The 24,907-nt window shown below is 60.6% G+C and carries 12 protein-coding genes and 2 tRNA genes; 11 read left to right on the forward strand and 3 right to left on the reverse strand.

Annotation, left to right across the window (positions count from 1 at the left end):
- Positions 1-305 precede the first annotated feature (305 nt).
- The 5 genes from lon (at position 306) to IFT66_RS03055 (ending at position 10,359) form a co-directional block, all read left to right on the forward strand.
- Entirely contained in the window at positions 306-2,726 is a 2,421-nt protein-coding gene (lon, locus tag IFT66_RS03035) for an endopeptidase La (protein ID WP_062453246.1), read from the forward strand.
- A 186-nt stretch (positions 2,727-2,912) separates the two neighbouring features.
- A complete protein-coding gene (gene hupB / locus IFT66_RS03040) occupies positions 2,913-3,188 on the forward strand; it encodes a DNA-binding protein HupB (protein ID WP_062453245.1) in 276 nt (91 codons plus the stop codon).
- Positions 3,189-3,379: 191 nt separating this feature from the next.
- Positions 3,380-5,569 carry an esterase-like activity of phytase family protein gene (locus IFT66_RS03045; RefSeq protein ID WP_192076753.1) on the forward strand — a complete coding sequence of 730 codons (2,190 nt, stop codon included), beginning with the start codon at positions 3,380-3,382 and terminating at the stop codon, positions 5,567-5,569.
- A gap of 106 nt (positions 5,570-5,675) precedes the next feature.
- Positions 5,676-6,911 (forward strand): metallophosphoesterase family protein, encoded by a 1,236-nt coding sequence (locus IFT66_RS03050; RefSeq protein WP_192076754.1) that lies wholly within the window; start codon positions 5,676-5,678, stop codon positions 6,909-6,911.
- 4 nt (positions 6,912-6,915) lie between these two features.
- A complete protein-coding gene (locus tag IFT66_RS03055) occupies positions 6,916-10,359 on the forward strand; it encodes an ATP-binding protein (RefSeq protein WP_192076755.1) in 3,444 nt (1,147 codons plus the stop codon).
- 26 nt (positions 10,360-10,385) lie between these two features.
- Here the strand turns inward: IFT66_RS03055 and IFT66_RS03060 are convergent, their stop codons facing one another.
- Positions 10,386-11,234 (reverse strand): DUF6030 family protein, encoded by an 849-nt coding sequence (locus tag IFT66_RS03060; RefSeq protein WP_192076756.1) that lies wholly within the window; start codon positions 11,232-11,234, stop codon positions 10,386-10,388.
- Positions 11,235-11,675: 441 nt separating this feature from the next.
- Here IFT66_RS03060 and IFT66_RS03065 point away from each other — a divergent pair, with 441 nt between their 5' ends.
- The 3 genes from IFT66_RS03065 to IFT66_RS03075 are packed head-to-tail and all read left to right on the forward strand — an operon-like array spanning position 11,676 to position 21,332.
- Entirely contained in the window at positions 11,676-19,112 is a 7,437-nt protein-coding gene (locus tag IFT66_RS03065) for a type I polyketide synthase (RefSeq protein WP_192076757.1), read from the forward strand.
- Positions 19,109-20,542, forward strand: coding sequence for an aminotransferase class I/II-fold pyridoxal phosphate-dependent enzyme (locus tag IFT66_RS03070; protein ID WP_062453239.1), 1,434 nt, complete (start codon positions 19,109-19,111; stop codon positions 20,540-20,542). Before IFT66_RS03065 ends, IFT66_RS03070 begins: the two co-directional genes overlap by 4 nt.
- 16 nt (positions 20,543-20,558) lie before the next feature.
- A complete protein-coding gene (locus IFT66_RS03075; protein ID WP_192076758.1) occupies positions 20,559-21,332 on the forward strand; it encodes an SDR family oxidoreductase in 774 nt (257 codons plus the stop codon).
- Here the strand turns inward: IFT66_RS03075 and IFT66_RS03080 are convergent.
- Entirely contained in the window at positions 21,329-22,120 is a 792-nt protein-coding gene (locus IFT66_RS03080) for a metallophosphoesterase family protein (RefSeq protein WP_192076759.1), read from the reverse strand. The two genes, IFT66_RS03075 and IFT66_RS03080, sit on opposite strands and share 4 nt — an antisense overlap.
- Positions 22,121-23,117: 997 nt before the next feature.
- Positions 23,118-23,193, reverse strand: a tRNA-Val gene (locus IFT66_RS03085).
- 321 nt (positions 23,194-23,514) lie between these two features.
- Between IFT66_RS03085 and IFT66_RS03090 the strand changes: the two genes are divergently transcribed.
- From IFT66_RS03090 to IFT66_RS03100, 3 genes are all read left to right on the forward strand, one after another.
- Positions 23,515-23,591, forward strand: a tRNA-Asp gene (locus IFT66_RS03090).
- A gap of 375 nt (positions 23,592-23,966) precedes the next feature.
- A complete protein-coding gene (locus IFT66_RS03095; RefSeq protein WP_062453237.1) occupies positions 23,967-24,332 on the forward strand; it encodes an NADH-quinone oxidoreductase subunit A in 366 nt (121 codons plus the stop codon).
- Positions 24,323-24,904: a NuoB/complex I 20 kDa subunit family protein gene (locus IFT66_RS03100; RefSeq protein ID WP_062453236.1), complete on the forward strand. Its 582-nt coding sequence runs from the start codon at positions 24,323-24,325 to the stop codon at positions 24,902-24,904. Before IFT66_RS03095 ends, IFT66_RS03100 begins: the two co-directional genes overlap by 10 nt.
- Positions 24,905-24,907 lie beyond the last annotated feature (3 nt).

Genomic DNA, 24,907 nt, shown 5'->3' on the forward strand with positions numbered 1-24,907 from the left:
CAGGGTCAGGGATGAACCTTTCCGTTCCGGCTGCTTCGCACCTTTTGTGCGTGTGCCGTTGATTTCGGACCTCGTCTCGAAAAGGTTTGTCGGCAAGGACGGTGGCGCGTCCGTGCTGAAGAGCTGACATTTTGCGTAAGGCGTTATGCGTGGGCGCTTTGTCTGACGGCTGGTTGCACAAGGTGCAGTGCAGCGACCTTGCAAGGCTTGAAAACGATCTGTGAAAACTCCACTTTTAGCGGGAGTGAAGTGCTTGGGTAATTTCTCAAGCCATCCCGGCAACGGGACGATGGAAAGGAAATGACATGACGAATTCAACGTCTGCGGCATCCGGCGCTGAGACCTATCCGGTCCTGCCACTGCGCGACATTGTGGTCTTCCCGCACATGATCGTGCCGCTGTTCGTCGGACGGGAAAAGTCCATCCGGGCGCTTGAAGAGGTCATGGGTTCCGACAAGCAGATCATGCTCGTCACCCAGATCAATGCCAGCGACGACGATCCTGAGCCCGAGCAGATCTACAAGGTCGGCACGGTGGCCAATGTGCTGCAGCTCCTGAAACTCCCGGACGGAACCGTCAAGGTTCTGGTCGAAGGCAAGGCACGCGCCCAGATCTCCGAATACAGTGACCGCGAAGAGTTCTACGAAGCCAAGGCCGAGATTCTGGCCGAGCCCGATGAGGACGCCGTCGAGGTGGAAGCGCTTTCGCGCTCCGTGGTTTCCGAATTCGAAAACTACGTGAAGCTCAACAAGAAGATCTCGCCGGAAGTCGTTGGTGCCGCGAGCCAGATCGAGGATTACTCGAAACTGGCAGACACGGTTGCCTCGCACCTGTCGATCAAGATCACCGAAAAGCAGGAAATGCTCGAAACGGTCTCGATCAAGCTGCGGCTTGAAAAGGCCCTCGGCTTCATGGAAGGCGAAATCTCCGTCCTCCAGGTCGAGAAGCGCATCCGCTCGCGCGTCAAGCGCCAGATGGAAAAGACCCAGCGCGAGTATTACCTCAACGAGCAGATGAAGGCGATCCAGAAGGAACTCGGTGACGGCGACGAAGGCCGTGACGAGATGGCCGAACTGGAAGAGCGTATCGGCAAGACCAAGCTTTCGAAGGAAGCCAAGGAAAAGGCCGACGCCGAGCTGAAGAAGCTGAAGCAGATGAGCCCGATGTCGGCGGAAGCCACCGTCGTGCGCAACTATCTCGACTGGCTGCTCGGTATTCCGTGGTCCAAGAAGTCGAAGATCAAGACCGATCTTAACGCGGCTGAAAAGGTCCTCGAACTGGATCACTTCGGTCTCGACAAGGTCAAGGAACGCATCGTTGAGTATCTCGCCGTGCAGGCCCGCGCCACCAAGCTCAAGGGCCCGATCCTTTGCCTCGTCGGTCCTCCGGGCGTCGGCAAGACGTCTCTTGCCCAGTCGATCGCCAAGGCGACCGGCCGCGAGTATGTGCGCATGGCCCTCGGTGGCGTTCGTGACGAAGCTGAAATCCGTGGTCACCGCCGCACCTATATCGGTTCGATGCCCGGCAAGGTCATCCAGTCGATGAAGAAGGCGAAGAAATCCAACCCGCTCTTCCTGCTCGATGAAATCGACAAGATGGGTTCGGATTTCCGCGGCGATCCGTCGTCGGCCCTGCTCGAAGTGCTCGATCCAGCGCAGAACTCGACCTTCATGGACCACTACCTCGAGGTCGAATACGATCTGTCCGACGTGATGTTCATCACCACGGCGAACACGCTGAACATCCCAGGTCCCCTGATGGACCGCATGGAAGTGATCCGCATCGCCGGGTACACCGAGGATGAGAAGCGCGAGATTGCCAAGCGTCACCTTCTGCCGAAGGCGATCCGGGACCATGCGCTGCAGCCGAAGGAATTCTCGGTGTCGGACGATGCCCTGATGGCGATCAGCCAGCAGTACACGCGCGAAGCCGGCGTTCGCTCCTTCGAGCGCGAGCTGATGAAGCTCGCCCGCAAGGCCGTGACCGAGATCATCAAGGGCAAGACGAAGTCGGTTGCGGTTACCGCTGCCAACATTTCGGATTACCTTGGCGTTCCGCGTTTCCGTCACGGCGAAGCCGAAGGTGAGGATCAGGTCGGCGTCGTTACGGGTCTTGCCTGGACAGAAGTCGGCGGTGAGCTCCTCACCATCGAAGGCGTCATGATGCCGGGCAAGGGTCGCATGACCGTCACCGGCAACCTCAAGGACGTGATGAAGGAATCGATTTCGGCTGCGGCATCCTATGTCCGCTCCCGTGCCGTCGATTTCGGCATCGAGCCGCCGCGCTTTGACAAGTCGGACATCCACGTGCACGTGCCGGAAGGTGCGACGCCGAAGGACGGTCCGTCGGCCGGTGTCGGCATGGCAACCGCGATCGTTTCGATCATGACGGGCATTCCTGTTCGCAAGGATGTCGCCATGACCGGCGAAATCACGTTGCGCGGCCGGGTGCTGCCGATCGGTGGTCTCAAGGAAAAACTCCTTGCGGCTCTGCGAGGCAACATCAAGGTTGTGCTGATCCCGGAAGAGAACGCGAAGGACCTCGCGGACATTCCGGACAACGTGAAAAACGGCATGGAGATCATCCCGGTGTCGCGTATGGGCGAGGTGATCAAGCACGCGTTGGTTCGCCTTCCCGAACCGATCGAGTGGGATGGCACGGTGGAGACTCCGGTCATTGCGACAGTTGACGGTGCCGACGACTCGTCGACAACGATCGCTCACTAAGCGGTGCCTTGAAGCCGCCACGAACTGATAAAAAAGCCGGCGAAAGCCGGCTTTTTTTGTGAAAAATGCCCAAGACCCCTTGTTTTTCAGGCTTTTTCGGAGCCTTTGGGTTGCCAAGTGCCGACGCAAAACTATTGTCGGCGCCGACCAAATGAGTCGTTCCAAAACCGTTGAAAGGGTGGAAATATGAACAAGACCGAACTGGTGTCCGCAGTGGCCGAAAAAGCCGGCCTCTCCAAGGCTGATGCCGCCTCTGCAGTCGATGCCGTTTTCGAGACTGTCCAGGCCGAACTGAAGAATGGTGGCGACATTCGCCTCGCTGGCTTCGGCAGCTTCTCCGTTTCGCGTCGCGAAGCATCCAAGGGCCGCAACCCGTCCACGGGCGCTGAAGTCGATATCCCGGCTCGCAACGTTCCGAAGTTCTCGGCCGGCAAGGGTCTCAAGGAAGCTGTTAACAGCTGATCGAAAGCATCTGGCGGCCTGCCGCCGTGATGCAAAGCGTTGAGAAGGCCCGGTGAGAACCGGGCCTTTTTCGTTGAACGGAAAGCGTGTTCGAGCCTTATCCGCAGGTCCGTTCTTTCTGCGTCCAAAACTGTCATCCGCCTGTCATGACAGTGCAGCACAAGCCGAGTGTAGTTTCACGGAGGCTTCCCATGACATTCTCGACACGCGCCGCTTTGACCGCGCTCCTCCTCGGCTCCGTTGCAGCTCCTGCCGGCGCCGAGCAAGTCTTCAACCGCATTGCATCCTTCCCGGTCGCCCAGAACCTGCCCAAGGGCGAGGACAAGGCGACCTCGTCGGAAATCATCACGGCCACCGCCGACGGCAACACGCTCATCTATTCCGATGCGCCGGGCGGCACGATTGGCTTTATCGACATCACCGACGCAAAAGCGCCGAAGGCAGGCGGCTCGGTCAAGATCGACGGCGAGCCGAACTCGGTCGCCGCAGTCGGTGCGAAGGTTCTCGTCACCATCGATCGGACCAAGGACCTCACCAAGCCCGCAGGCCAGCTCGGTGTGGTCGATATCGCCTCCCGGAAACTCGAGAACACCTGTGATCTCGGCGGCCAGCCGGACTCGGTCGTCATCTCGCCGGATGGCACGTTTGCGGCCATTGCCATCGAGAACCAGCGCGACGAAAAGCTCAACGACGGCGCTCTTCCGCAGCTGCCGGCCGGTGAATTGCAGATTGTCACCCTGAACAATGGCGTGCCGGTCTGCGACAGCATCCGTCACGTCGATCTGACGGGACTGTCCACCGTCGCTCCTGAGGATCCCGAGCCTGAATTCGTCAATATCAACGCCAACGGCGAAATCGTCGTGACGCTGCAGGAAAATAACCACATCGTCATCGTCGACAGCAAGACCGCAAAGGTTACCGCCCATTTCCCGGCCGGCACGGTTGATCTCGATGGCGTTGACATCAAGACCGACGGCGCACTGACCTTCTCCGGCAAGCTCACGGCCATTCCGCGCGAACCGGATGCGGTAAAGTGGCTCGGTACCGATCGTTTCGTTGTCGCCAACGAAGGTGATTACAAGGGCGGCTCGCGCGGTTTCACCATTTTCGATCGTACCGGCAAGGTTCTCTATGACGCCGGCACGTCGCTCGAATATGCTGTCGCCCGCGTCGGACACTTCCCGGAAAAGCGTGCCAAGAACAAGGGCATCGAGCCGGAAGGCCTGGAAGCTGCGACTTTCAACGGTCAGAAATATTTCTTCGTCCTGTCGGAACGCGGTTCGATGATCGCGGTCTACAAGGATACCGGTGCGGAACCGGAACTGGTGCAGCTTCTGCCCTCAGGCATCTCGCCTGAAGGCGCTGTCGCCATTCCCGGCCGCAACCTGCTCGCCTCCGCCAACGAAGCCGATCTCGGCGAAGACGGCGGTGCCCGCTCGCATGTCATGATCTACGAGCTTGGCGAAGGCGCAAAGGCCTATCCGATGCTCGTCTCCAAGGATGTCGACGGCAAGCCGCTCGGCTGGGGTGCCATGTCGGGCCTCGTCGGTGATGCGGAAAAGGACGGCATTCTCTATGCAGTCAGCGATAGCGTCTATGCCATGCAGCCCTCGATCTTCACCATCGACGCTACGAAGAAGCCGGCCGAAATCACCAGCGTGGTACGTGTGACCCGCAACGGTCAGCCGGCCCAGAAGCTCGATATCGAAGGTATCGCACTCGACGGCAAGGGTGGCTTCTGGCTGGCTTCCGAAGGCGACAGTGCCAAGTTCGTTGGTCACGGCATCTACAACGTCAGCGCAAAGGGCGAGATCAAGTCCGAGATCGCGCTGCCTGCAGAACTTCTGGCAGGCGAAACCCGCTTCGGCCTCGAAGGCATCACCACAACCGGTTCCGGCGACGACCTGACACTTTGGATGGCAATCCAGCGCGAATGGAAGGACGATCCGAAGGGCCAGGTGAAGCTTCTGTCCTACAAGCCGAAGTCCAAGGAATGGGCCGCCGTTCGCTACCCGCTCGAAAAGACCGAAAAAGGCTGGGTCGGCCTGTCGGAAATTACGGCCCGCGGTGACTACCTCTACATCATCGAGCGCGACAACCTGATCGGCGACAAGGCAAAGCTCAAGAAGCTCTACCGTGTGGCAATCGCCGATCTGAAGCCGGCAAAGCTTGGAGGAGAGCTGCCGCTCGTCACCAAGCAGGAGGTTCACGACTTCCTGCCCGACCTGAAGAACGCCACCAACGGATACGTGGTCGACAAGCTCGAAGGTTTCGCCTTCGACAAGTCCGGCAAGGCCTTCGCCATCACCGACAATGACGGCGTCGATGACAGTTCTGGTGAGACGCTGTTCTTCCCGGTTGAGATCAAGGCGACCAACTAAACCGTTCATCAACAGGAAAAGGCCGGGTGTTTTCGCACCCGGCCTTTTTTATTGTCGATGCGTGACTTAAGTCTGTCGTTCCCGATGTGTTCCAGCAGCCGAGTCGATGACCTCATTCCGCTTCATCCATGCCGCCGATCTGCATCTAGGCAGTCCCTTTCAGGGCCTGGCGCTGAAGGATGCCGAACTCGCCGATATCTTCATCGAGGCAAGCCGCAAGGCGTTCTCGGGCTTGGTGGACGAGGCGGTGGAGCGCAAGGTCGACTTCTTTATCGTCGCCGGCGATGTCTATGACGGCGACTGGAAGGACAACAAGATCGGCCTGTTCTTCAACCGCGAGATCGCCCGGCTGGAGCGCGCCGGCATTCCGGTCTTTCTGCTGAAGGGCAATCACGACGCCGAAAGCGTCATCACCAAGACAATCACACTGCCGAAGAATGTCAGCGAATTCCCGACTGCAAAGCCCGGCACGTTCAAGCTGGATCACCTGAGGGTCGCGCTGCATGGCCAGGGTTTTGCCGAGCGCTCGGCCAATGAAAACCTGGCGCTTGCCTATCCGAAGCCGGAGGCCGGCTGGTTCAACATCGGCGTGCTGCACACCTCGCTGACCGGCCGCGAGCCGCACGCAGCCTATGCGCCCTGTTCCGTCGAAGATCTGCGGTCGCGTGGCTACGATTACTGGGCGCTCGGCCATGTCCACGATTTCGAAATCGTCGCCGAAGACCCGCTGGTGGTTTTCCCCGGCAACCTTCAGGGACGATCGATCCGCGAGCAGGGCGCAAAGGGCGCCGTGCTCGTGACCGTCGAGGACGGGCGCATCGCCTATGAGCGCATCGTGACCGACAGCGCAAGGTTTGCCGAACTCGCCGTTCTCGTTGAGCCGGATGAAACACCGGCGGCGATCCTGCGGCGGCTGGAAGAACTGCTTGGTTCTGTGATCGATGCGATGGAAAGCCGCCCGCTGGCGCTGCGCATCCGCATAAGCGGGCGCAGTCGCTTCCGCAACGAGATCCTGGCGAGAGCGGCCGATTTCCGGGATGAGGTACAGGCCGCCTGCCATCGCGGCCATGAGGATATCTGGCTGGAAAAGCTTGAGGTTAAACTCGAAGCCGAGGTCGCCTCGACGGGGAAATCGACCGATCTCCTCGGGCTCGAAGCCCTCCTGCCGACGGCGGAGTTTTCATCATTGCTGGTCAGCGAGGCCGAGGCCCGGATTGCCGAGATCGCCGCACGTCTGCCGGGCGGTATCGGTGCCGGCGACCTGGCGCTTGGCGATGATGCGGCAGCGCTGTTGGCGGAGGCGCGCGAGCTGCTTCTGTCGCGCGCGGCAAGGGTAGGGTAGTTACATGCGTTTCACCCGTCTCGACATCCTGCGCTACGGCGCGCTTACCGACCGCGCGCTTTCGTTTCGCCCGGATGCGCAGCTGCATGTCATCTATGGTCCGAACGAAGCCGGAAAGTCTTCGGCACTGTCGGCAATCTCGGATCTGCTGTTCGGCTTTCCGACGGCTGCCGAATACAGTTTTCGCCACGATGCGACTGCCCTTAGGGTTGGCGCCGAGATCGAGACGCGCGATGGCAATAGGCTCGGCTTTCGCCGTCGTCGCGGCCGCAAGAACACACTGCTCGCGGCAAGCGAAGCGGAAGAGGCGCTGCCCGAGGATGCGCTGGCACCCTTTCTCGGCACGCTGAACCGCGACGTGTTTCAACGCGCCTTCGGTCTTGATTCGGCGTCGCTGCGTGCCGGCGGCCAGAGCATGCTGAAAAGCGGCGGCGAGATCGGCAGTCTGCTGTTTTCCGCAGCCTCGGGCCTTACCGGCCTCTCCGACCTGCGCAAAAGCTTCGATAGCGAGGCCGACACCATCTACGCGTCGCGCCGCTCCAAGGACCGGTTGTTCTACCAGGTCCTCGATAGCCATGACGAGGCGCGCAAGGCAGAGCGCGACAACGAGTTGAAGTCCGGTGACTGGAAGAAGCTGCTCGCCGAACAGGCCGAGCTGGAAGCGGAACTCGCCACCATCAAGACCGAACGCGAAACCACCAAGCAGACGCTGGAACGGCTGCGAAAGCTGATGCGGCTGGAGCCGGTGCTGCGCGAAATCGATCGCGAGCAGGACCAGCTGGCGCAGTATCAGTCGCTGGGCTCTCTGCCGGCGGGCTTCGAGGATGCGTTGGCGCGGGCTCTGGACGAGGCGCGGCGCAATGACGACGCTCATCGGGGGGCGGAAACCGAAGTCTCGCGCCTCGGCGATGAGATCGCGGCTCTCCATGTCGACGACGCGCTGATCGCCGCTGCAGGAAGCATCCTCGCCCGCCACGCGGACAAGGGCGTCTATCTGAAAGCGCGCGAGGATATCGCAAGGGTTCGCGGCGAGGTCGAGGATTTCGACACCCGGCTGGTGCAGCTGGGGCGCAGGTTGGGTCTCGTCAGGACCGACGACCTGGAACGCCACCAGCCTGCCGATGCCGATCTGGTGCGGCTGAAAACACTGCTCGACGAAGGCAGCGAACTCGACCGCAGCCTCAAACAGCTGCATCTCCGTCTGGAAGAAGAGCGCGAGGCGCTGCGGCGTCTGGATGAGGCCAATCCGGACAGCCGACTGATCGATCCGAAACCATGGGCCGAGCAGCTCACGGCGCTGCGCCCCGAACTCAGCGATCTTTCCGGGATCGAAAACCTGCAGGTCCGCGCCACACGGGCAGAAAGCGATCTCGCCGCCGCCGTTGCAAGGCTCGATCCGCCGGTCAAGGACATCGACGCCCTGCTTGCAAGCCCGCTGCCGGATCTCGCAGCGCTCAGCAGCCACCGCAAGCTGATCGACGACGCACGCGCGGTGCATGCGAGGATCACCCAGACGCTGACGACGGTGAAGGCCGACGCCAAGACCGTGGCCGATCAGATGGCGGCGCTGGAAGGGCAGGGCCGCATCGTTTCGCGTGCTGACATCATGGAAGCCCGCCAGCTGCGCGATGCGGGTCTTGCCGCATTCGGAGCAAAGCCATCAGCGGATAAGCTCGCCGATGTGCACAAGGCCGTTCAGAATGCCGACGAACTGGCCGACGCCGCCCTGACCGACGCCGAGCGCGTGTCCCGGCACGCACAACTCAGCTTGCGTCAGCACGAGATCGAGCATCAGTTGACAAACGCCCGCGCCGAAGCGCGCGAAAGCGATATCGCGCTGTCGGATGCGATCACCGAATTCGAGGACCTGTTCCGCTCGGTGCCCGTCTCCCCGCTGTCGCCCGAACGCATGCTCGAATGGCGCCGCGGCGTCGAAGCCCTGTCGCATCAGGTCGATGCGCTAAAGGATGCACGTGACGCGCTGCAGACCGCGCGGCTGAAGGAAGAGCGGTTGAAGCCGGTGCTGGTCGGCCTTGCCGACGCGATTGGTCTTGCCGCAACCGCCTTGCCGCCGGCGGCCCTGGCGCGCGCTCTCGATCGCAGACTGGCGGAGATCGCGGAACGCTGGACGGAAAGCCGCTCGCTGGAGGGCAAGCGCCATTCCGCCGTCGATGCGCTGCAACGTCTCGAAGAGCGCGAGACCGTTCTGCGCCGTGAAGTCGACACGTGGCGAGCCGCATTCTCCAACACTGCGACCATGGCCGGCCTGCCGGATGAGGCGACGGTCGAAATGGCAGCCGCAGCGCTCGATGTCTGGCGCAGCGTGCCGGATCTTCTGGCCGAGCGCGAGAACCGCAGGCGCCGGGTGCGCGGCATGCAGCGCGACATGGAAACCTTCGACGAAGAGATCCGCAGCCTCTGCACCAAGGTCGCGCCAGACCTGATCTCGGTGCCGGCAGATGTCGCGGCCGGTCTCCTTAACGATCGGGCGATGGATGCCAATGCCGCCGCCAAGCACAAGGCCGCGATGTCGGCTGACCTCGAACGCGCGACGCTCGCCCTGGAGCGCTATGCCACTCGCGAAAAAAACCTGCAGGACGAGCTGGCTTCCCTTGCCACTTCCGCCTCGCGAGACGTCGCCGACCTCGAACAGGTTCTGGAGGAACTGCGCCAGCGAAGCCGGCTGAACGGACAGCTGCTGCAGTGCCGCTCCCGCTTCAACGAACACGCCGATGGTGACGACGAAGCGGCAGTGCGCTCAGCGCTGGTAGATTTCGACAAGGTGACCGCAGGTCTTGAGATCGAGCAGCTGGAAAGCGCCGATAGCAGGCAGATCGACCGGATTTCTTCCCTGCGGACCGCTGAGGCAGACAATGCCCGCCGCCGCCGCGAACTGGAAAGCGGCATCGGCGCCGAGCGCGCTGTGTTCCAGAAGCATGCGGCCGAAACCGAGGCGAGGGACCTTGCGCGTCGGTGGGTGGTCCTGAAGCTTGCCGCCAGCCTCCTGTCGTCGTCGATGGAAACCTATCGCGAGCAACAGGCCGATCCTGTCATGCAGCGGGCGGGAAAGGTTTTTGCTGATCTCACCGGCGAACGGTTTGCGAAGCTGGTGCAGCTCTATGACGAGAAGGACGAGCTCCAGCTTGCCGTCGAGCGAAACACCGGTGAGCAGGTTCCGCTATCGGGCCTCAGCGAAGGGACCGGCGACCAGCTCTATCTGGCACTGCGTCTGGCGTTCCTCGAGGATTACTGCAGCCGCAACGAACCGGCACCGCTGATCCTCGACGACATCTTCCAGACATTCGACGACGAACGCACCGCCGCTGGCATCCGCACACTGGCTGCTGCCGGCGACAAGTTCCAGACGGTGCTGTTCACCCACCAGCTGAGCCTGGTGGAAACGGCGCAGCGCGAACTCGGAGAGCGGCTGGACTTGATCAGGCTTTAACGCAATCTGACGGTTGCGTAGCGTGGCTAGCCTTGCGGCGAAAAAACTTGCCCCACTGGGAGCGTCAGGCAGCCGATCCGCGTGCTGACGATCGCTCGCTGTGACGCCCTGGCAGGTTCCGGCGTCGGTACCGGGCATGCCGTGGTAACGGGATGGGCAACGAGGAGCAGGTTGAACCGTCTCTGGTCCATCATTTCGGGGACAAAGGTGGCGCGGTAGTTTTCGAGATCGGATTTAAACGCCTTGCGGGCGGAAAGCCTTGCCTCGAGATATGACCGGCTCTGCGGTGTCAGCGACAGGCCGTAACCGTCGAGCGTGGTCAGTGCAGTCTGCAACAGCGCACCGTCGTGGCGCTCATCCGTGAAACTGAGCTTGATCCGGAAGGTGCGCAGGTCATCCTCTCCAACCCCTTTCGCCTGGATGAACAGAGACGCGGGATCTTCACCCGGGCCCAGCGGCAGGAAGAACGTGCACTCCCAGACATTGGCGCCCGCCAAGAAGTTCGGCGGTTCGCTGCCTATGCCCGCCAGTGCCTGGCAGCGTTCCTCGGTTGATGTCGTAACGGGTGGGATGAGACGCGACGTGTCGTGCGCCAGCGGCCGGACCAGTCTGGGCAGCTGCTTGCTACTCGCCGCAAGCCGTCGCTGGCGCCCGATGCGAACAGCCGGTGCGGGAGGAGGAGGAAGCAGATAGGTTTGCAGGCCGAACTGGCGCACCAGACGCTTATAGTTGCGCCCTTCGTTGACGAAAAGGACGGTCGCCGCAAGCCCGCTGAAGACAACGAGAAGGAATACCGCAAGAACGAACAACCGGCCGCCGCGTCGGCGACGCTGTTCGGCAGGGGTCGAAATTGCGGGCCTCTCCTCTTGCGGCATAGTCTTGTTCCGATCGAGGAATGCCTGCGATGATGCCTGCGCTTACCACATTACTAACAGGCTTCAAATCTAGAGCTTCGCCATATTTTCGATTCGACCGGCGGTCATCAGCGCTTGGCGGACGAGTTTACGCTGGTCGGAGCTGTAAGCTGTCTCGCCTTCTCAACTCCATTTGCAGGCGTGGTGCCGCTTTCTGTTCACTGTATGGTTGATTGTTGCTGTAAGGTATCTGGCGATCCAACCCATGCTAGTATAAACAGGAGGCAGGTTATGTAATGGCTTGTTTATGCAATAACTTTGTGCTTTTTGCGAACCCCTGAACCCGCCTTGGGCCATATGTGTATTAGCTTTTCTCGTGACATCCGCTAATAAGTATGTTGTTAAAGTTGTCCGATGCGGGCATTCCGCATCCGCCATTTTAGCTGTGAAAACAGAGTGACAATGACGATCGAAATTATTGGTAGAGCCTGTGTGGCGCCGGGTGCAAGCTCCGTCAAGGAACTCAAGACGATCCTGAGCGGCGGCCGTTGCACCGTTTCGGAGATCCCTGGAGATCGATGGGACTTGGCACGTTTCTGGCATCCGGCACAGGGTGTCGCTGGAAAGACCTATACGTTTGCCGCAGGCGTTATCGACAGGCTGTATGACTTCGATCCTGCCGTTTTCGGCATTTCGCAGCGCGAGGCCATGCAGATGGACCCGCAGCAGCGCGTACTTCTGACACTGGTCTGGCAGGCGCTGGAAGACGCCAATCTTCCGGCAAGCACGCTCGCCAAGGAAAAGGTCGGCGTTTATATCGGCGCGTCCAGTCTCGAAAACAGTACGCTGTCGTCGGAGGATCCGGCATCCGGTAGCCCGTATTTCATGACGGGCAACACGCTCTCGATCGTCTCGAACCGCATTTCGCACGTCTTCGGCCTCAATGGGCCGAGCATGACCATCGACACCGCCTGCTCGTCGTCGTTGGTGGCGCTGGATCAGGCGGTGCGCTCGCTCGAGCGCGGTGATATCGACACCGCAATCGTCGGCGGCGTCAATATCCTGGTCAACCCGCTCTCCTTCGTCGGCTTCGCGCAGGCGCGCATGCTGTCGCCCGAAGGGCTTTGCCGTGCTTATGACACCAACGGCCATGGCTATGTCCGCGCCGAAGGCGGGGTGGCGATCGTCCTTCGTCGCAGCGATCGCGCGAAGCGGGAAAATGACCGCAGCTACGCCAAGATCCACGCAACAGGCGTGAATTCTTCGGGCCGCACCAACGGCATCAGTCTGCCATCGCGTGAGGCGCAGGCCGATCTTCTGCGCTCCATCTACCAGGGTAACGGCATCGACGTGAACCGCGTCGCCTTTATCGAAGGCCACGGCACGGGAACGCGTGTGGGCGACCCGGCGGAAGTCTGGGCCATTGGCACTGTAATCGGCCAGAACCGTCCGGCCCCGCTACCGATCGGTTCGATCAAGTCGAATATCGGTCATACCGAACCGGTGTCTGGTCTGTTCGGCCTGATCAAGGCGATGATTGCGCTGGAAAACGATTTCCTGCCCGCGACGCTTCATATCGAAAAAGCCAACGAGGATATCGACTTCGCCTCGCTCAACGTGCGGGTCAACATGTCCGCGATGAAGCTGATGCCTGCCAAGGGCGCTCGGCTCGCCGGCATCAACTCGTTCGGCTTCGGCGGCACCAACGCCCACGTCGTGATCGGCGATCCCGATCCGGTCGACACGCCGGCGCTGCCCACCAAGGCCGACAGCCAGTTCTTCTTTGCCAGCGCCCATAGCGCCACCGCCCTGAAGTCGCTTCTGGAAAACTACCATTCGGCCCTCGAACGCTCCGATGCTGTCAAGGCACGTCGGATGATCGCCGCCTCCAGCGCCAATCGCGACCCGATGCGCTATCGCTTCGCCGTCGAAGCCAAGGACGAGGGCAGGGTTCTCAGGGCGATCGAAACGCATTTGGCCGGAACGGCTTCGCAGGGGGAGCGCGGAGAAGCGCCGTCCCATGCCGGCAAGACAGCTTTCGTGTTTTCCGGCAATGGTGCGCAGTGGGCTGGAATGGGTGTTGAGGCCTATCGTGAAAGCCGCCATTTCCGCCAGTGCTTCCAGTCCTTCAGCGCGCTGTTCGAGTATCACCTGGGCGAAAAGCTGTCGGATCTCCTGTTTGCCGAGGATATCGGCACTAGGCTTGCCGATACCAAGATCGCCCAGCCGATGCTGTTTGCGATCCAGGCTTCCATCTCGGATTGCCTCGCCAATCTCGGCGTCCGCCCGGATGTCGTGTTCGGTCACTCCGTGGGCGAAATTGCAGCTGCCTATGGCGCCAAGGCCCTGACCGCTGCGGAAGCCGTTGCGATCGTTGCCAAGCGCTCCAAGTCGCAGGATCTGTTTGCCGGCAAGGGCAAGATGGCTGCCGCTGTGATGAACGAGGAGACGGCGCTTGCCTTCGCAAAGACCCATGGTCTGAACGAGATCGGCGTCGCCGCCATCAATGCACCGAACTCGGTCACGATTTCCGGTCCGACTGACGAGATCCAGGCGTTTCGCGATGCGGCACGCAAGGCGCAGACCGTCGTCCATGTTCTCGACATCAACTACCCGTTCCATCACCCGATCATCGACAGCGCGCGCGATCTTTTTCTCGCGGACCTGCCGACGATCGAGCCGAAGAGTGGCGCTTGCACCTATGTTTCGACGGTCACCGGCGGCATCTACGACTGCCGCGGCCTGGATGCCGATTACTGGTGGCGGAATGTCCGCGATCCGGTTCTCTTCAAGTCCGCGGCCGAAACAGCACTGGACCTCGGCTGCAACCTCTTCATCGAGATTTCGCCACGTTCGATTCTGTCGAACTATGTCAGTGAAATCGCCAAGCATGCGTCGCATTCGGCTGTCGTGATCGGCACCCTGCAGCGAGAGACCCCGATCGAGGGACGTGACCCGGTCGCGCAGTCGTTTGCCCGCGCCATCGCCCACGGCATCGCACCGAGCGTGTCGCGTCAAAGCGGCAAGCGTGATGCGTTTGCCGGCCTTCCGGTCTTGCCGCTTGAGCCGTCTGTGCTGAAGATGGCGAATACGACCGATGAGGTCGATATCTTCGGCCGCCAACACCACGGCAGCTACTCGCTGCTCGGATGGCGCACGGATCCCAACAGCGCCCACTGGAAGAACCATGTCGACGCGCAGCTCTTCCCGGATTTGGCTGAGCACGTCGTCGATTCGCGTGCGATCCTTCCGGGGAGCGGATTTGTCGAGATCGCCATCACCGCCGCTCAGGTGCATTTTGGGTCCGACGACGTCGAACTGACCAATATGGAGATCGTGCGTCCGCTCGAACTTCGCACCGACCGGCTGCTTGAGCTATCGACGATCCTGTCGCCCGAGACAGGTGATATCGAAATCCGTTCGCGCGAACGACTGAGCAGCGACGACTGGACCGTGCATGCAGTAGCCCGCTGCCGCAAGCCGGTAGAGCATGCATCTGACCGCCAGATCTGGCGTGCCAGCGAAGGCGAGAGCGCAAAGCTCTCCACGCTGGACGTCTATAGCACTGCCGAACGGTTCGGCCTCCAATACGGCCCGCACTTTCAGCTGCTGCGCGAAGCGCGCGTCTTTGGTCGTAACACGGTCGAGGTCGATCTGAAGTCTGCCAAGGCTCCGGCGCACCCCTATCTCACCTATAACCTTAACCCTTTCTCGGTTGATGCCGTCTTCCATGGCCTTGTTGCAATGTTCGATCAGTTGTCGGGCAGCGATGCCGGCTCTCCCTATATTCCCGTTCGGTTCGGTTCGGTTCGGGTCGGGGCACGTGCCAAGCCTATTACCCGTGCAGTGATTGAGATCGAACGGTTCAGCGGCTTCTCGATCAAGGTCAACTTCCGCATGTTCGGGGAAGATGGCGAAATCGTCGCCTCTTTCGACGACTGCCGGTTCCGCCGCACCTCGTTGCGCCGTCATCACACCCTGGCCTCGGTGGCGTTCCATTACGAAGTCGTTCCCTCGACGATGTCTGGCGATTTTGCTCGGATCCAGTTTGCCGACAGCCTGCTTGCCGCACCGACCGATGCAGAAGCCAAGGACACTGCTTCGCTGATGCTGGACGCGATGATCTACCGTGCATGCCACGAAATCGCGCTCACGCTCGCGTCGCAAGATGGGTTTGTCTCTGTCACCGAATTCCCTGGTGAAGCCAATTTCCGGGCATTTCTGTCAAGCTGTCTGTTTATTCTGGAGGATGTGGGGATAGCCTCGTCCGAGGAATCCGGCTGGCGCGTGCCATCCGAATTTACCGTGCCGCCTGTGGCGGACCTTCTGCAGGAAATCTACCGTGAGGATTCCGGGCGTATCGCCGAGGCCGTGCTGCTGCACAATGCCTATCGCGATGCTCTGGAGCACCTGTCGCTTGCCGGCCTCCATAGCGGCGAAGACTTCTCCGAAGCGCGCCACACCAGCGAAGCAACGCTCGAACACGTGCTTGTTCACTCGCCACTTGGGCGCAAGCGCTCCGATCTGGCGCTGCATCTTGTCGAGCAAGCCTGTCGGGCCAATGGCGGCCGGACCCGGGTCATTGTCGAGCTCGGCTCCACATCCGTATCCGTCAGCAGCAAGCTTGCGTCGCTTGCCGTCGATCACTCGGCGACGCTCGCGATCGTCGAGCCGCGCGAAAGCGTTCGCCGTACACTCGAACTTGCCTTCGAACAGCATGCACATGTCTCGGTGATCGAGCCGAAGGCGCTGGCCGATCTCCGCGGCATCGATGTGATCATTGCCGCCGGACTTGAAAGCCAGGCGGTTCTGGTCACCGACGATAGCCTTCGTTCCGCTGTACGAGGCGCCGCCGCGAGAGGCGCTGCATTCCTGTTCGTCGACCGTGCACCGTCAGCGTTCAACGACTTTGCCTTCGGCCTATCGGATGACTGGTTTGCCGCAAGTCAGTCGCTGGAATTTCCGGTCGGGCGTCTCGCGACAACCGAACAGGTAACCGACCTTCTGACAGGTCTCGGCTTTGCCGCCCCGCTTGTCGAAGAGAAAGATGTGGCCGAAGGGCTGCTGATCGTTGCAGGCGCCTCCTCGGCCGCGGCCGACCAGCTGCAGGCACTGCCGTCGATCCCGTCGGCGCTCGTCTTCGCTGAAGATGTTGCCCGTGCTGCAGCGTTTGGTGACGGCGACACCGTCGTCCTGCTCAGCGCGGATGCGGACGAGACTGCGATTTCGCAGTCGCTTGCCGGATTCGATGGCAAACCCGTGCAAGCCATCTTCTTAGCCGAACGTCTGGGTGATCGCGAAGCCTCCGATGTCGCTCTGGCACGTCTCGAAAACCTGAAGCGTATCGTTGAAGCGTTCACCCGCCATAGCGCCAGCCTCGCGTCGGGCGACCAGTCCCGTCTCGTGATCGTCGCACCCGGCGGCTCGCCGCTTGCCGGTGAGGCGACTGATGACGTCAACGCCGGTCTCTGGACCTTCGCCCGCGTTCTTCAGAACGAATACGATGCGGTCGCCACGCACCTTCTCGATCTCGAGACGGACAGTGCGGAACTCGGCCTGTATGTCGGCGAGATCCTTGCATCCGCCAGTGCCAACCGTGAGTGGATTCTGCGCGATGGTTCGCTGTCGGAAATCCGCGCATCGAGCGGTCCGTTCGGGCCGAAGGATACAGAAAGCACCGATTTCACTGCAGCCACGATCCGGCAAACCGTGAATGGACGCGTCGACAGCATCATCTGGGAAAGCGCTTCCGAGCCGGTGCCGGATGCCGACGAGATCGTTCTCGCCGTGGAAGCGGCCGGCCTCAACTTCCGTGACGTCATGTGGGCCATGGGCCTGCTTCCGGAAGAAGCGCTCGAAGACGGCTTTGCCGGCGCAACCATCGGCATGGAAATGTCCGGCCGCGTCATCTCGGTCGGTGCGTCGGTGACGGATCTCGTTGCCGGAGACCGTGTCATGGGCATCGGCCCGGCCGCCTTCTCCACCCACGTCAAGGTTCGACGCGACGGCGTTACGAAGTTCCCGGCCCGCCTCGACTTTGAGGCTGCTGCAACCGTTCCGGTGGCATTCCTCACGGCCTATTACGCCATGGTCCAGCTCGGCCATATCGAACCTGGTGAAACCATCCTCATCCATGGGGCGGCCGGTGGTGTGGGTCTTGCAGCCTTGCAGATCGCCAAGCTGAAGGGTGCAGTTGTCATCGCGACGGCCGGTACGGTGGAAAAACGCCGCTTCCTGGAAGCGCTTGGTGCAGACCATGTGTTCGACAGCCGCTCGCTGGATTTCGTGGCCCGCGTGCGCGGCGTCACTGGCGGCGAAGGTGTCGACCTGGTGCTCAACTCGCTGTTCTCGGAAGCGATGGAACGCAGCCTGGAACTGGTGAAGCCATTCGGTCGCTTCCTCGAACTCGGCAAGCGCGACTACTATTCCGACCGCAAGATCGGCCTTCGTCCGTTCCGTCGCAACATCAGCTACTTCGGCATCGACGCCGACCAGTTGCTGGTGAAGCTGCCGGCGATCACGAAGAAGATCTTTACCGAGATCGGTGTCCTGTTCGAACGGGGCGACCTGTCTCCGCTGCCCTATCGCGCCTTCGGCTATGACGAGATCGGCAGTGCCTTCCGTCTGATGCAGAATGCCGGCCAGATCGGCAAGATCGTCATCCGTCCTCCGGTTGCCGGCAAGGACAAGGTGGTGATTTCAAACGAAAAGCCGGTCGCCTTCGATCCGGATGGCATCTATTTGGTTGCCGGCGGCATTGGCGGCTTCGGCCTCGTTGCGGCAGACTGGCTTGCCGCACGCGGTGCCAAGCAGATTGCACTTTGCTCGCGCAAGGGTGTCGCCGACACTGAAACCGAGGCGGCGATCGCCAAATGGAAGGCGAAGGGCGTCAAAGCATCTGTCCATGCCTGCGATATCACCAGCGAGCCGGCTCTTTCCGGACTCCTCGACAGCCTGCGCAAGCAGGCTCCGATCAAGGGCATCGTTCACGCGGCCATGGTGCTCGACGACGCGCTTCTGTCCAACCTGACGCCCGAGCGCAACCGACCGGTTGTCGAGGTCAAGGTTCGCGGTGCGGCTCTCCTCGACAAGCTGACGGCGGGCGACGATCTCGATCTCTTCCTCGTCTTCTCCTCGGCCACGACCATGCTCGGCAACCCGGGCCAGGCAAACTACGTCATTGCCAACGGCTATCTCGAAGGTCTTGCCCGTGCACGCCGCGCGGCCGGCAAGCCGGGTCTCGCCGTCGGCTTTGGCGCCATTGCCGATACCGGTTTCCTTGCACGCAATGCCGAGGTCAACGAAATCCTGTCCAAGCGAATCGGCAAGACGGCGATGAAGGCGCGCGATGCGCTGGAGCAGGTCGAACGCTACATGGCGTCAGACACCGGCACCACTGATGCGGCAGCCGTGATGATTGCCGAAGTCGACTGGCAGGCAGTGCGGATGCTGCCGATTTCCAACGCCTCGATCTTCGAGACGGCGATCCGTTCGGCTGGCAATCAGCAATCGGCCTCCGATGGCGACCGGATCGATCTTGAGGATCTGATCCGTGGCAAGTCGGCGGATGAAGCGCAGCAGCTTCTTCACAACCTCGTCGCGTCTGAAATCGCCACGATCCTGCGTGTCACGGAAGACAGTATCACGCCGGAAAAGGTCTTGAAGGATATCGGTCTCGACAGTCTGATGGCGATGGAGCTCGGTATGAGCTTCCAGCAGAAGACGGGCTTTGATATTCCGCTGAGCGGAGTAGGGGAAGACACGTCCGTCAGCGACGTGGTAAGCCGTCTGAGAGAGCGTGTCGCCAAGCGCAACGGCGAGGACGACACCGTCCAGAACGAAGTGATCGACCGGCTGGTCAAGAGCCATTCGACGCAGCAGAAAGCCGCAACGCAGTGACAGACAGCAGTTCGGATGAAACCCGGCCCTCCAAGCTGAGCCTTGGAGGGAAGGGCAATTTTATCGACCAGATGCGCAAGGCGAATGAAAACGTCGGGCGCAATCGCACGACGCGGCTCAATGCTCAGCCGCAGCAGCCGGCCCGCCCTCCGGTCGGTTTTGACGCCTTGCCCGAATATCAACGGGTCATGGTGCAGCGCAAGGCGAGCGAAATCATCGGCGTCGACAACCCGTTCTATCGCTCGCACGACGAAGCCGCCGGCGCGACGACGACCATGGACGGGGAAGTCTATGCGAATTTTGCTTCCTACGACTATCTCGGTACCAACACGGACCCGAGGGTGACCGAAGCCGCCAAGGCTGCGATCGATCGTTTCGGCATTTCCGCCTCCGCCAGCCGTCTGGTCGCAGGCGAGCGCCCGGTGCATGCGGAACTCGAAGAAAAGCTTGCCAGCGTCTACGGCGTTGATGCTGCAGTCTGTTTCGTCAGCGGCTACCTTACCAACGTTGCGGCAATCAGCTGTGTCGTCGGCCCCAAGGACCTCGTCATCCACGACGAATTCATCCACAACAGCGCGCTGGCCGGCATCAAGCTTTCCGGCGCCACGCGGCGCCTGTTCAAGCACAATGACGTCGATAATCTCGAGACGGTGCTCAACACGCTCGCCGGCGATTTCCGGCGCGTGCTCGTGATTGTCGAGGGCGTCTATTCGATGGATGGCGACATCGCCGACCTGCCGCGCCTGATCGAGCTGCGCAATCGGTACGGCTTCTGGCTGATGGTCGACGAGGCCCATTCGCTCGGCGTTCTCGGCAAGACCGGTCGCGGCTCGTTTGAACATTTTGATATCGACCCGAAGAGCGTCGATATCTGGATGGGCACCCTGTCAAAGACGACATCGAGCTGCGGCGGATATATCGCCGGTAGCCGGGCGCTGGCTGACATCCTCAAGGCAGAAGCGGGCGGTTTCGTCTACAGCGTCGGGCTTGCGCCTGTTCTGGCAACGGCTGCAGCCACGGCCCTCGATATTCTGCGCGAGGAACCGGATCGGGCCGAGCAGTTGCACCGGAACGGTTCGCTGTTTTTGAAGCTCGCCCGGGAAGCCGGTCTCGACACAGGATTGAGCCTCGGCTTCTCCGTCGTGCCGATCCTCGTCGGTGATTCGCTTCGCTCCATCCAGCTGTCGAACGAATTGCTGGAAGATGGCGTCAACGCTTTGCCGATCATTCATCCCGCCGTCCCGGAAGGCATGGCCCGGTTGCGATTCTTTATCACCAGCGACCATACGGAAGAGCAGATTCGCCATGCGGTGGAATCGACAGCAAGACGCCTGAAGGACCTGCAGGACAGGAATTTCGGTCTTGCCTCTCTCAGCCCGGAAAAACTGATGCAGCTTGCGCCGCTTCTCCAGTCGCCTGACAACACCTGAGGCTGTGGCGACGACGATGCACGTGATCGTAACAGGTGGATCGAGCGGCATCGGACTGGAAGTGGCGCGGATCTACGCATGCCGGGGTGCGCGCGTATCGATCATCGCGCGCACGGCGGCAATGCTTGAAAGCGCTGTCGTCGACCTCCGCAGTACCGGCAAGGCTGACATCAGATGCGAAAACGCGGATGTCGCAAACGATAGCGAGATCTCGCGTGCTGTTGATGCCTGCGAGGCCGCATTCGGACCGTGCGACGTTCTTGTAGCCTCGGCCGGGATGGTAGAGCCGGCATTTTTCGACCAGCAATCGCAGGGCGACTTTTCCCGCCAGATAGACGTCAACCTGCTCGGTACGGCGAATGCCGTACGCGCAGTCTACGCGGGCATGAAAAGCCGCGGGCAGGGCGCAATCATGATCGTGTCCTCGGGTGCGGCACTGATCGGCATACCCGGCTACACAGCTTATTGTGCCTCCAAGTCGGCGCTCACGGGTTTCGCCGAGGCCCTCCAGGCTGAGTCGGTTGGATATGGCGTCACCATAGCGCTGTGCTTCCCGCCGGATACCGAAACGCCGCAGTTCGAGAGGGAACTCGCCAAACGCCCGGCGCAGGCACGGGCTCTGATGGGTGCCGCGCCGCCGTGGAAGGCGAATGCCGTTGCCGAAAAGATCGTTCGCGGCATCGATCGGCGGTCGAAGAAAGTCTATTTCGGCTTTTCCATCACTGGCCTTGGCCTGTTCGGTCCGCTGGTAAAGCCGTTTGTGGCGGCCTGGTTTTCCAGACGTCGCTAGATAAACCGCGTCTCTTCGCCCGCAATCCTCAAGATTGTCAGCTTGCCCGAATAGAATGCCCCGGTATCGATGCCGATTCTGTTCGGTCCGAGCGAGGGCTCAGTCTGCGGCGTGTGGCCGTGGATCACGAAGGTACATGGCAGGTTTGGTCCTTTTGCAAGGAATGGATCGCGGATCCACATCAGGTCGGCCTCCTCCTGGTCTTTCAACGCGACACCCGGCCGAATGCCGGCGTGGACGAACAGGAGTTGTCCGACCTTCATGCTGATCGGCAAATCGGTGAGGAACTGGCGATGCGCGTCGGGCACGACTTCAGCCAGCAGCTGCTTCAGCGTGCCATTGCGGCTGCGCTGGCGAAAGTTCTGGTCATGCACGTCGAGCCCGTAGGACGCCAGCGTCTGCTCTCCGCCGAGGCTCAGCCATTCGCCATGCGTCTCCGGATCATCGAGGAAGAGGCGGAACACATCGTCATGGTTTCCGCATAGCGGCATTCGGCGCAGACCGTATTCGCTCGGCTTGATCAGATAGTCGAGAACACCCGAGGATGCCGGGCCGCGGTCCACATAATCGCCAAGAAGAACCACCACGCCCGCACGGCGCGTTTCTTCGATGTCCCGGGCGATCTTCGCCTCGGCTTCCTTGAGGAGCTCCAGGCAGCCATGCACGTCGCCGATCGCGTAGATCGGATAGGTCGGCGCGTCTACGCCAAGGTCGATACGCCGACGGGGACGCGGGACGCTCCCCTGGCTGGAACGTTTCTGGGTGAGCCACCCGATGACCTTGCGCATGATACAGTTCGTTTCGAGAATGAGAGAGAACGTGAGGACACAATGGGAAATGTGCCCCTAATGGACGTTTAACAAGCCCTTTCGGATCTCGTTGCAAACCGTTCAACGATCCCTATGCTGCTGCACCTCCGCTGCAGTATGAGAAAGTATAAACCGGCGCTCCGCAAAATATAATGCTGCACTGCACCAAGTCCTCGTGCTGCTATAGACAGTTGTTTTATTTTGAAACACTATCGAGGGGAGGAGCTGGGGGAGGGAAATAAATGCGGATACAGATCGTTGCCATCTCGATTATGGCAAGCCTTTTCCTGTGGATTTTCGCATACTATTGTCTGCAGACCACCTACAGGACGGGCCAGGCTTACGGCGTGATGCCGAACCTGAACATCAGCAAACGACTCAGCATCTTTGATTGAACGGGTAAGCGCTTCGAGTGCACGAGAGCTTCTGCGCTGTCGCTAAGGCTGCCTCTGCGCGTAGGTCGCCGCGAGTTGCTTGACCCCTTGGCGATATTTGAGCAGCTCTATGCCGCCGACGAAGACGGCGCAGCAGGAGAGCAGAATAAAGGCGACAGCGGCAGCTTTCATGGCGGGACAATGGCATGCCGCTCGCCTCTGCGCCAGTGACGGTTGAAGTGCTGCCGGACAGGGTTACAAAACAGGAGACCGGAGAGTGTTCGCCGGCCGTCCAAATGCTACAACGCGTATAGTCGTGCAGGCCGACAGTCTTTTGCAACGTAGCCCCTCAGCGATGCAAACCACAATTGTGTAGCTCGCCAACGTCATTTGCCCGTGATCGAATGATTGAGACTGGATAACGAATCGGTTGGAACCTGGCGTTGATGTCGCGCAGTATTCTGTCGGAGCGGATGAGCCGCTTAGAGCCGCCGACTACTTCGGGTCAACGCAATCGTCCAAAAGGCAGTGATGGGCAAACATGTGCCATTATCAGCGAGAGAGCATTCTACGGAAATTATCTGGTAGGGAAGGCCGAAGAATGGTGGGCGATGACGGACTCGAACCGCCGACATCCTCGGTGTAAACGAGGCGCTCTACCAACTGAGCTAATCGCCCCTAAACTGCAGACCGTTTCGTCTGCCGCTTCGGTGGCCGTGATCTATGCGGATCGCGCGAAAACCGCAAGAGCTTTGACGACATTTTTTTGAATTTTCGACAAAATCCGTGGCAGATAAGGGTTCTTAACGACAAACCACGGGCCTCGATGTGGGAAAGTGAGTGGCGTCATTATTTTGTCTTCAAACTTGCTTGACACCTCCCGTCGAACCTCTTAGGAAGCGGCCAACCGAGCAGTCGAGGCTGCCTGGTGAGAGACGAAAGTTTCTGAAGAAATGTGCGGGTGTAGCTCAGTTGGTTAGAGTGCCGGCCTGNATATGCGCGGGTGTAGCTCAGTTGGTTAGAGTGCCGGCCTGTCACGCCGGAGGTCGCGGGTTCGAGCCCCGTCACTCGCGCCATTTACTTTCTTTCCTCCCAACTGATCAAGCGTCTCTATCCTCACCGGGATGGGGAATGATCGGGTCGTCGAACCCACCTGTCGCGCTGAGAGTTGCAACGTCCCTCCGCCACGCCTCTCGAATCGCTACTCCTGAATGAAACTCGATCGTTAGAAGACCGTCGGCAGACCCTTGGCCGGGAACATGTCGGGTACTGATTTGTTGGCGAACGAACTGGTGTTTTCCAGTGGAGTATTATTGGTAGGTGAGGGGGACTCAAAGGGCTTGCGCCTTTCCTCACGCTGCGCTAGTCACGCCTTGTTGCAATGCACGTACGCTTGTCGAATTCATGTTCGAGCGTCGCCCGGCGCTAAAGGCAAGCAGGGATCGAATATCATGAGTGAACTCCTCACTTCCTACGTCCCGATCGCGATCTTCATCGGTATATCCTTGGTGATCGGTCTGGCGCTTCTCATCGCGCCTTTCGCCGTTGCCTACAAGGCGCCTGATTCGGAAAAGCTTTCCGCCTACGAATGCGGCTTCAATGCCTTCGACGATGCCCGCATGAAGTTCGACATCCGCTTCTATCTCGTGTCGATTCTGTTCATCATTTTTGACCTCGAAGTTGCCTTCCTGTTCCCTTGGGCTGTGTCCTTCGGTGAAATCGGCTGGTTCGGCTTCTGGTCCATGATGGTGTTCCTGGGTGTCCTCACGATCGGCTTTATCTACGAATGGAAAAAAGGAGCGCTGGAATGGGAGTAGTCGATAGCGGCACAACTCTCGTCGCGCCGAAGTCCAAGGGTATTATCGACCCGAATACCGGCAAGCCGATTGGCAGCGACGACGCGTTCTTTGGCGAGATCAACAATGAGCTCGCCGACAAGGGCTTTCTTGTCACGTCGACCGACGAACTGATCAACTGGGCCCGTACCGGCTCGCTGATGTGGATGACGTTCGGTCTGGCCTGCTGCGCCGTCGAAATGATGCAGCTTTCCATGCCGCGTTATGACGTCGAGCGTTTCGGCTTTGCGCCACGCGCTTCGCCGCGCCAGTCGGACGTGATGATCGTGGCGGGAACGCTGACCAACAAGATGGCGCCTGCGCTTCGCAAGGTCTATGACCAGATGCCGGAGCCACGTTACGTCATCTCGATGGGATCATGTGCAAACGGCGGTGGGTATTATCACTATTCCTACTCCGTCGTTCGCGGTTGCGACCGCATCGTGCCGATCGACATCTACGTGCCGGGCTGTCCCCCCACGGCAGAGGCGCTGCTTTACGGCGTGCTCCTGCTGCAGAAGAAGATCCGGCGCACCGGAACGATCGAGCGTTGAGGG

This window comes from Rhizobium sp. CFBP 13726, from assembly GCF_014841925.1.
GTDB classification, from domain to species: domain Bacteria; phylum Pseudomonadota; class Alphaproteobacteria; order Rhizobiales; family Rhizobiaceae; genus Neorhizobium; species Neorhizobium soli.

Coding starts and splice junctions, on each gene's coding strand:
- lon (WP_062453246.1), top strand. CDS start 306: ATGACGAATTCAACGTCTGCGGCATCCGGCGCTGAGACCTATCCGGTC.
- hupB (WP_062453245.1), top strand. CDS start 2,913: ATGAACAAGACCGAACTGGTGTCCGCAGTGGCCGAAAAAGCCGGCCTC.
- IFT66_RS03045 (WP_192076753.1), top strand. CDS start 3,380: ATGACATTCTCGACACGCGCCGCTTTGACCGCGCTCCTCCTCGGCTCC.
- IFT66_RS03050 (WP_192076754.1), top strand. CDS start 5,676: ATGACCTCATTCCGCTTCATCCATGCCGCCGATCTGCATCTAGGCAGT.
- IFT66_RS03055 (WP_192076755.1), top strand. CDS start 6,916: ATGCGTTTCACCCGTCTCGACATCCTGCGCTACGGCGCGCTTACCGAC.
- IFT66_RS03060 (WP_192076756.1), bottom strand. CDS start 11,234: ATGCCGCAAGAGGAGAGGCCCGCAATTTCGACCCCTGCCGAACAGCGT.
- IFT66_RS03065 (WP_192076757.1), top strand. CDS start 11,676: ATGACGATCGAAATTATTGGTAGAGCCTGTGTGGCGCCGGGTGCAAGC.
- IFT66_RS03075 (WP_192076758.1), top strand. CDS start 20,559: ATGCACGTGATCGTAACAGGTGGATCGAGCGGCATCGGACTGGAAGTG.
- IFT66_RS03080 (WP_192076759.1), bottom strand. CDS start 22,120: ATGCGCAAGGTCATCGGGTGGCTCACCCAGAAACGTTCCAGCCAGGGG.
- IFT66_RS03095 (WP_062453237.1), top strand. CDS start 23,967: ATGAGTGAACTCCTCACTTCCTACGTCCCGATCGCGATCTTCATCGGT.
- IFT66_RS03100 (WP_062453236.1), top strand. CDS start 24,323: ATGGGAGTAGTCGATAGCGGCACAACTCTCGTCGCGCCGAAGTCCAAG.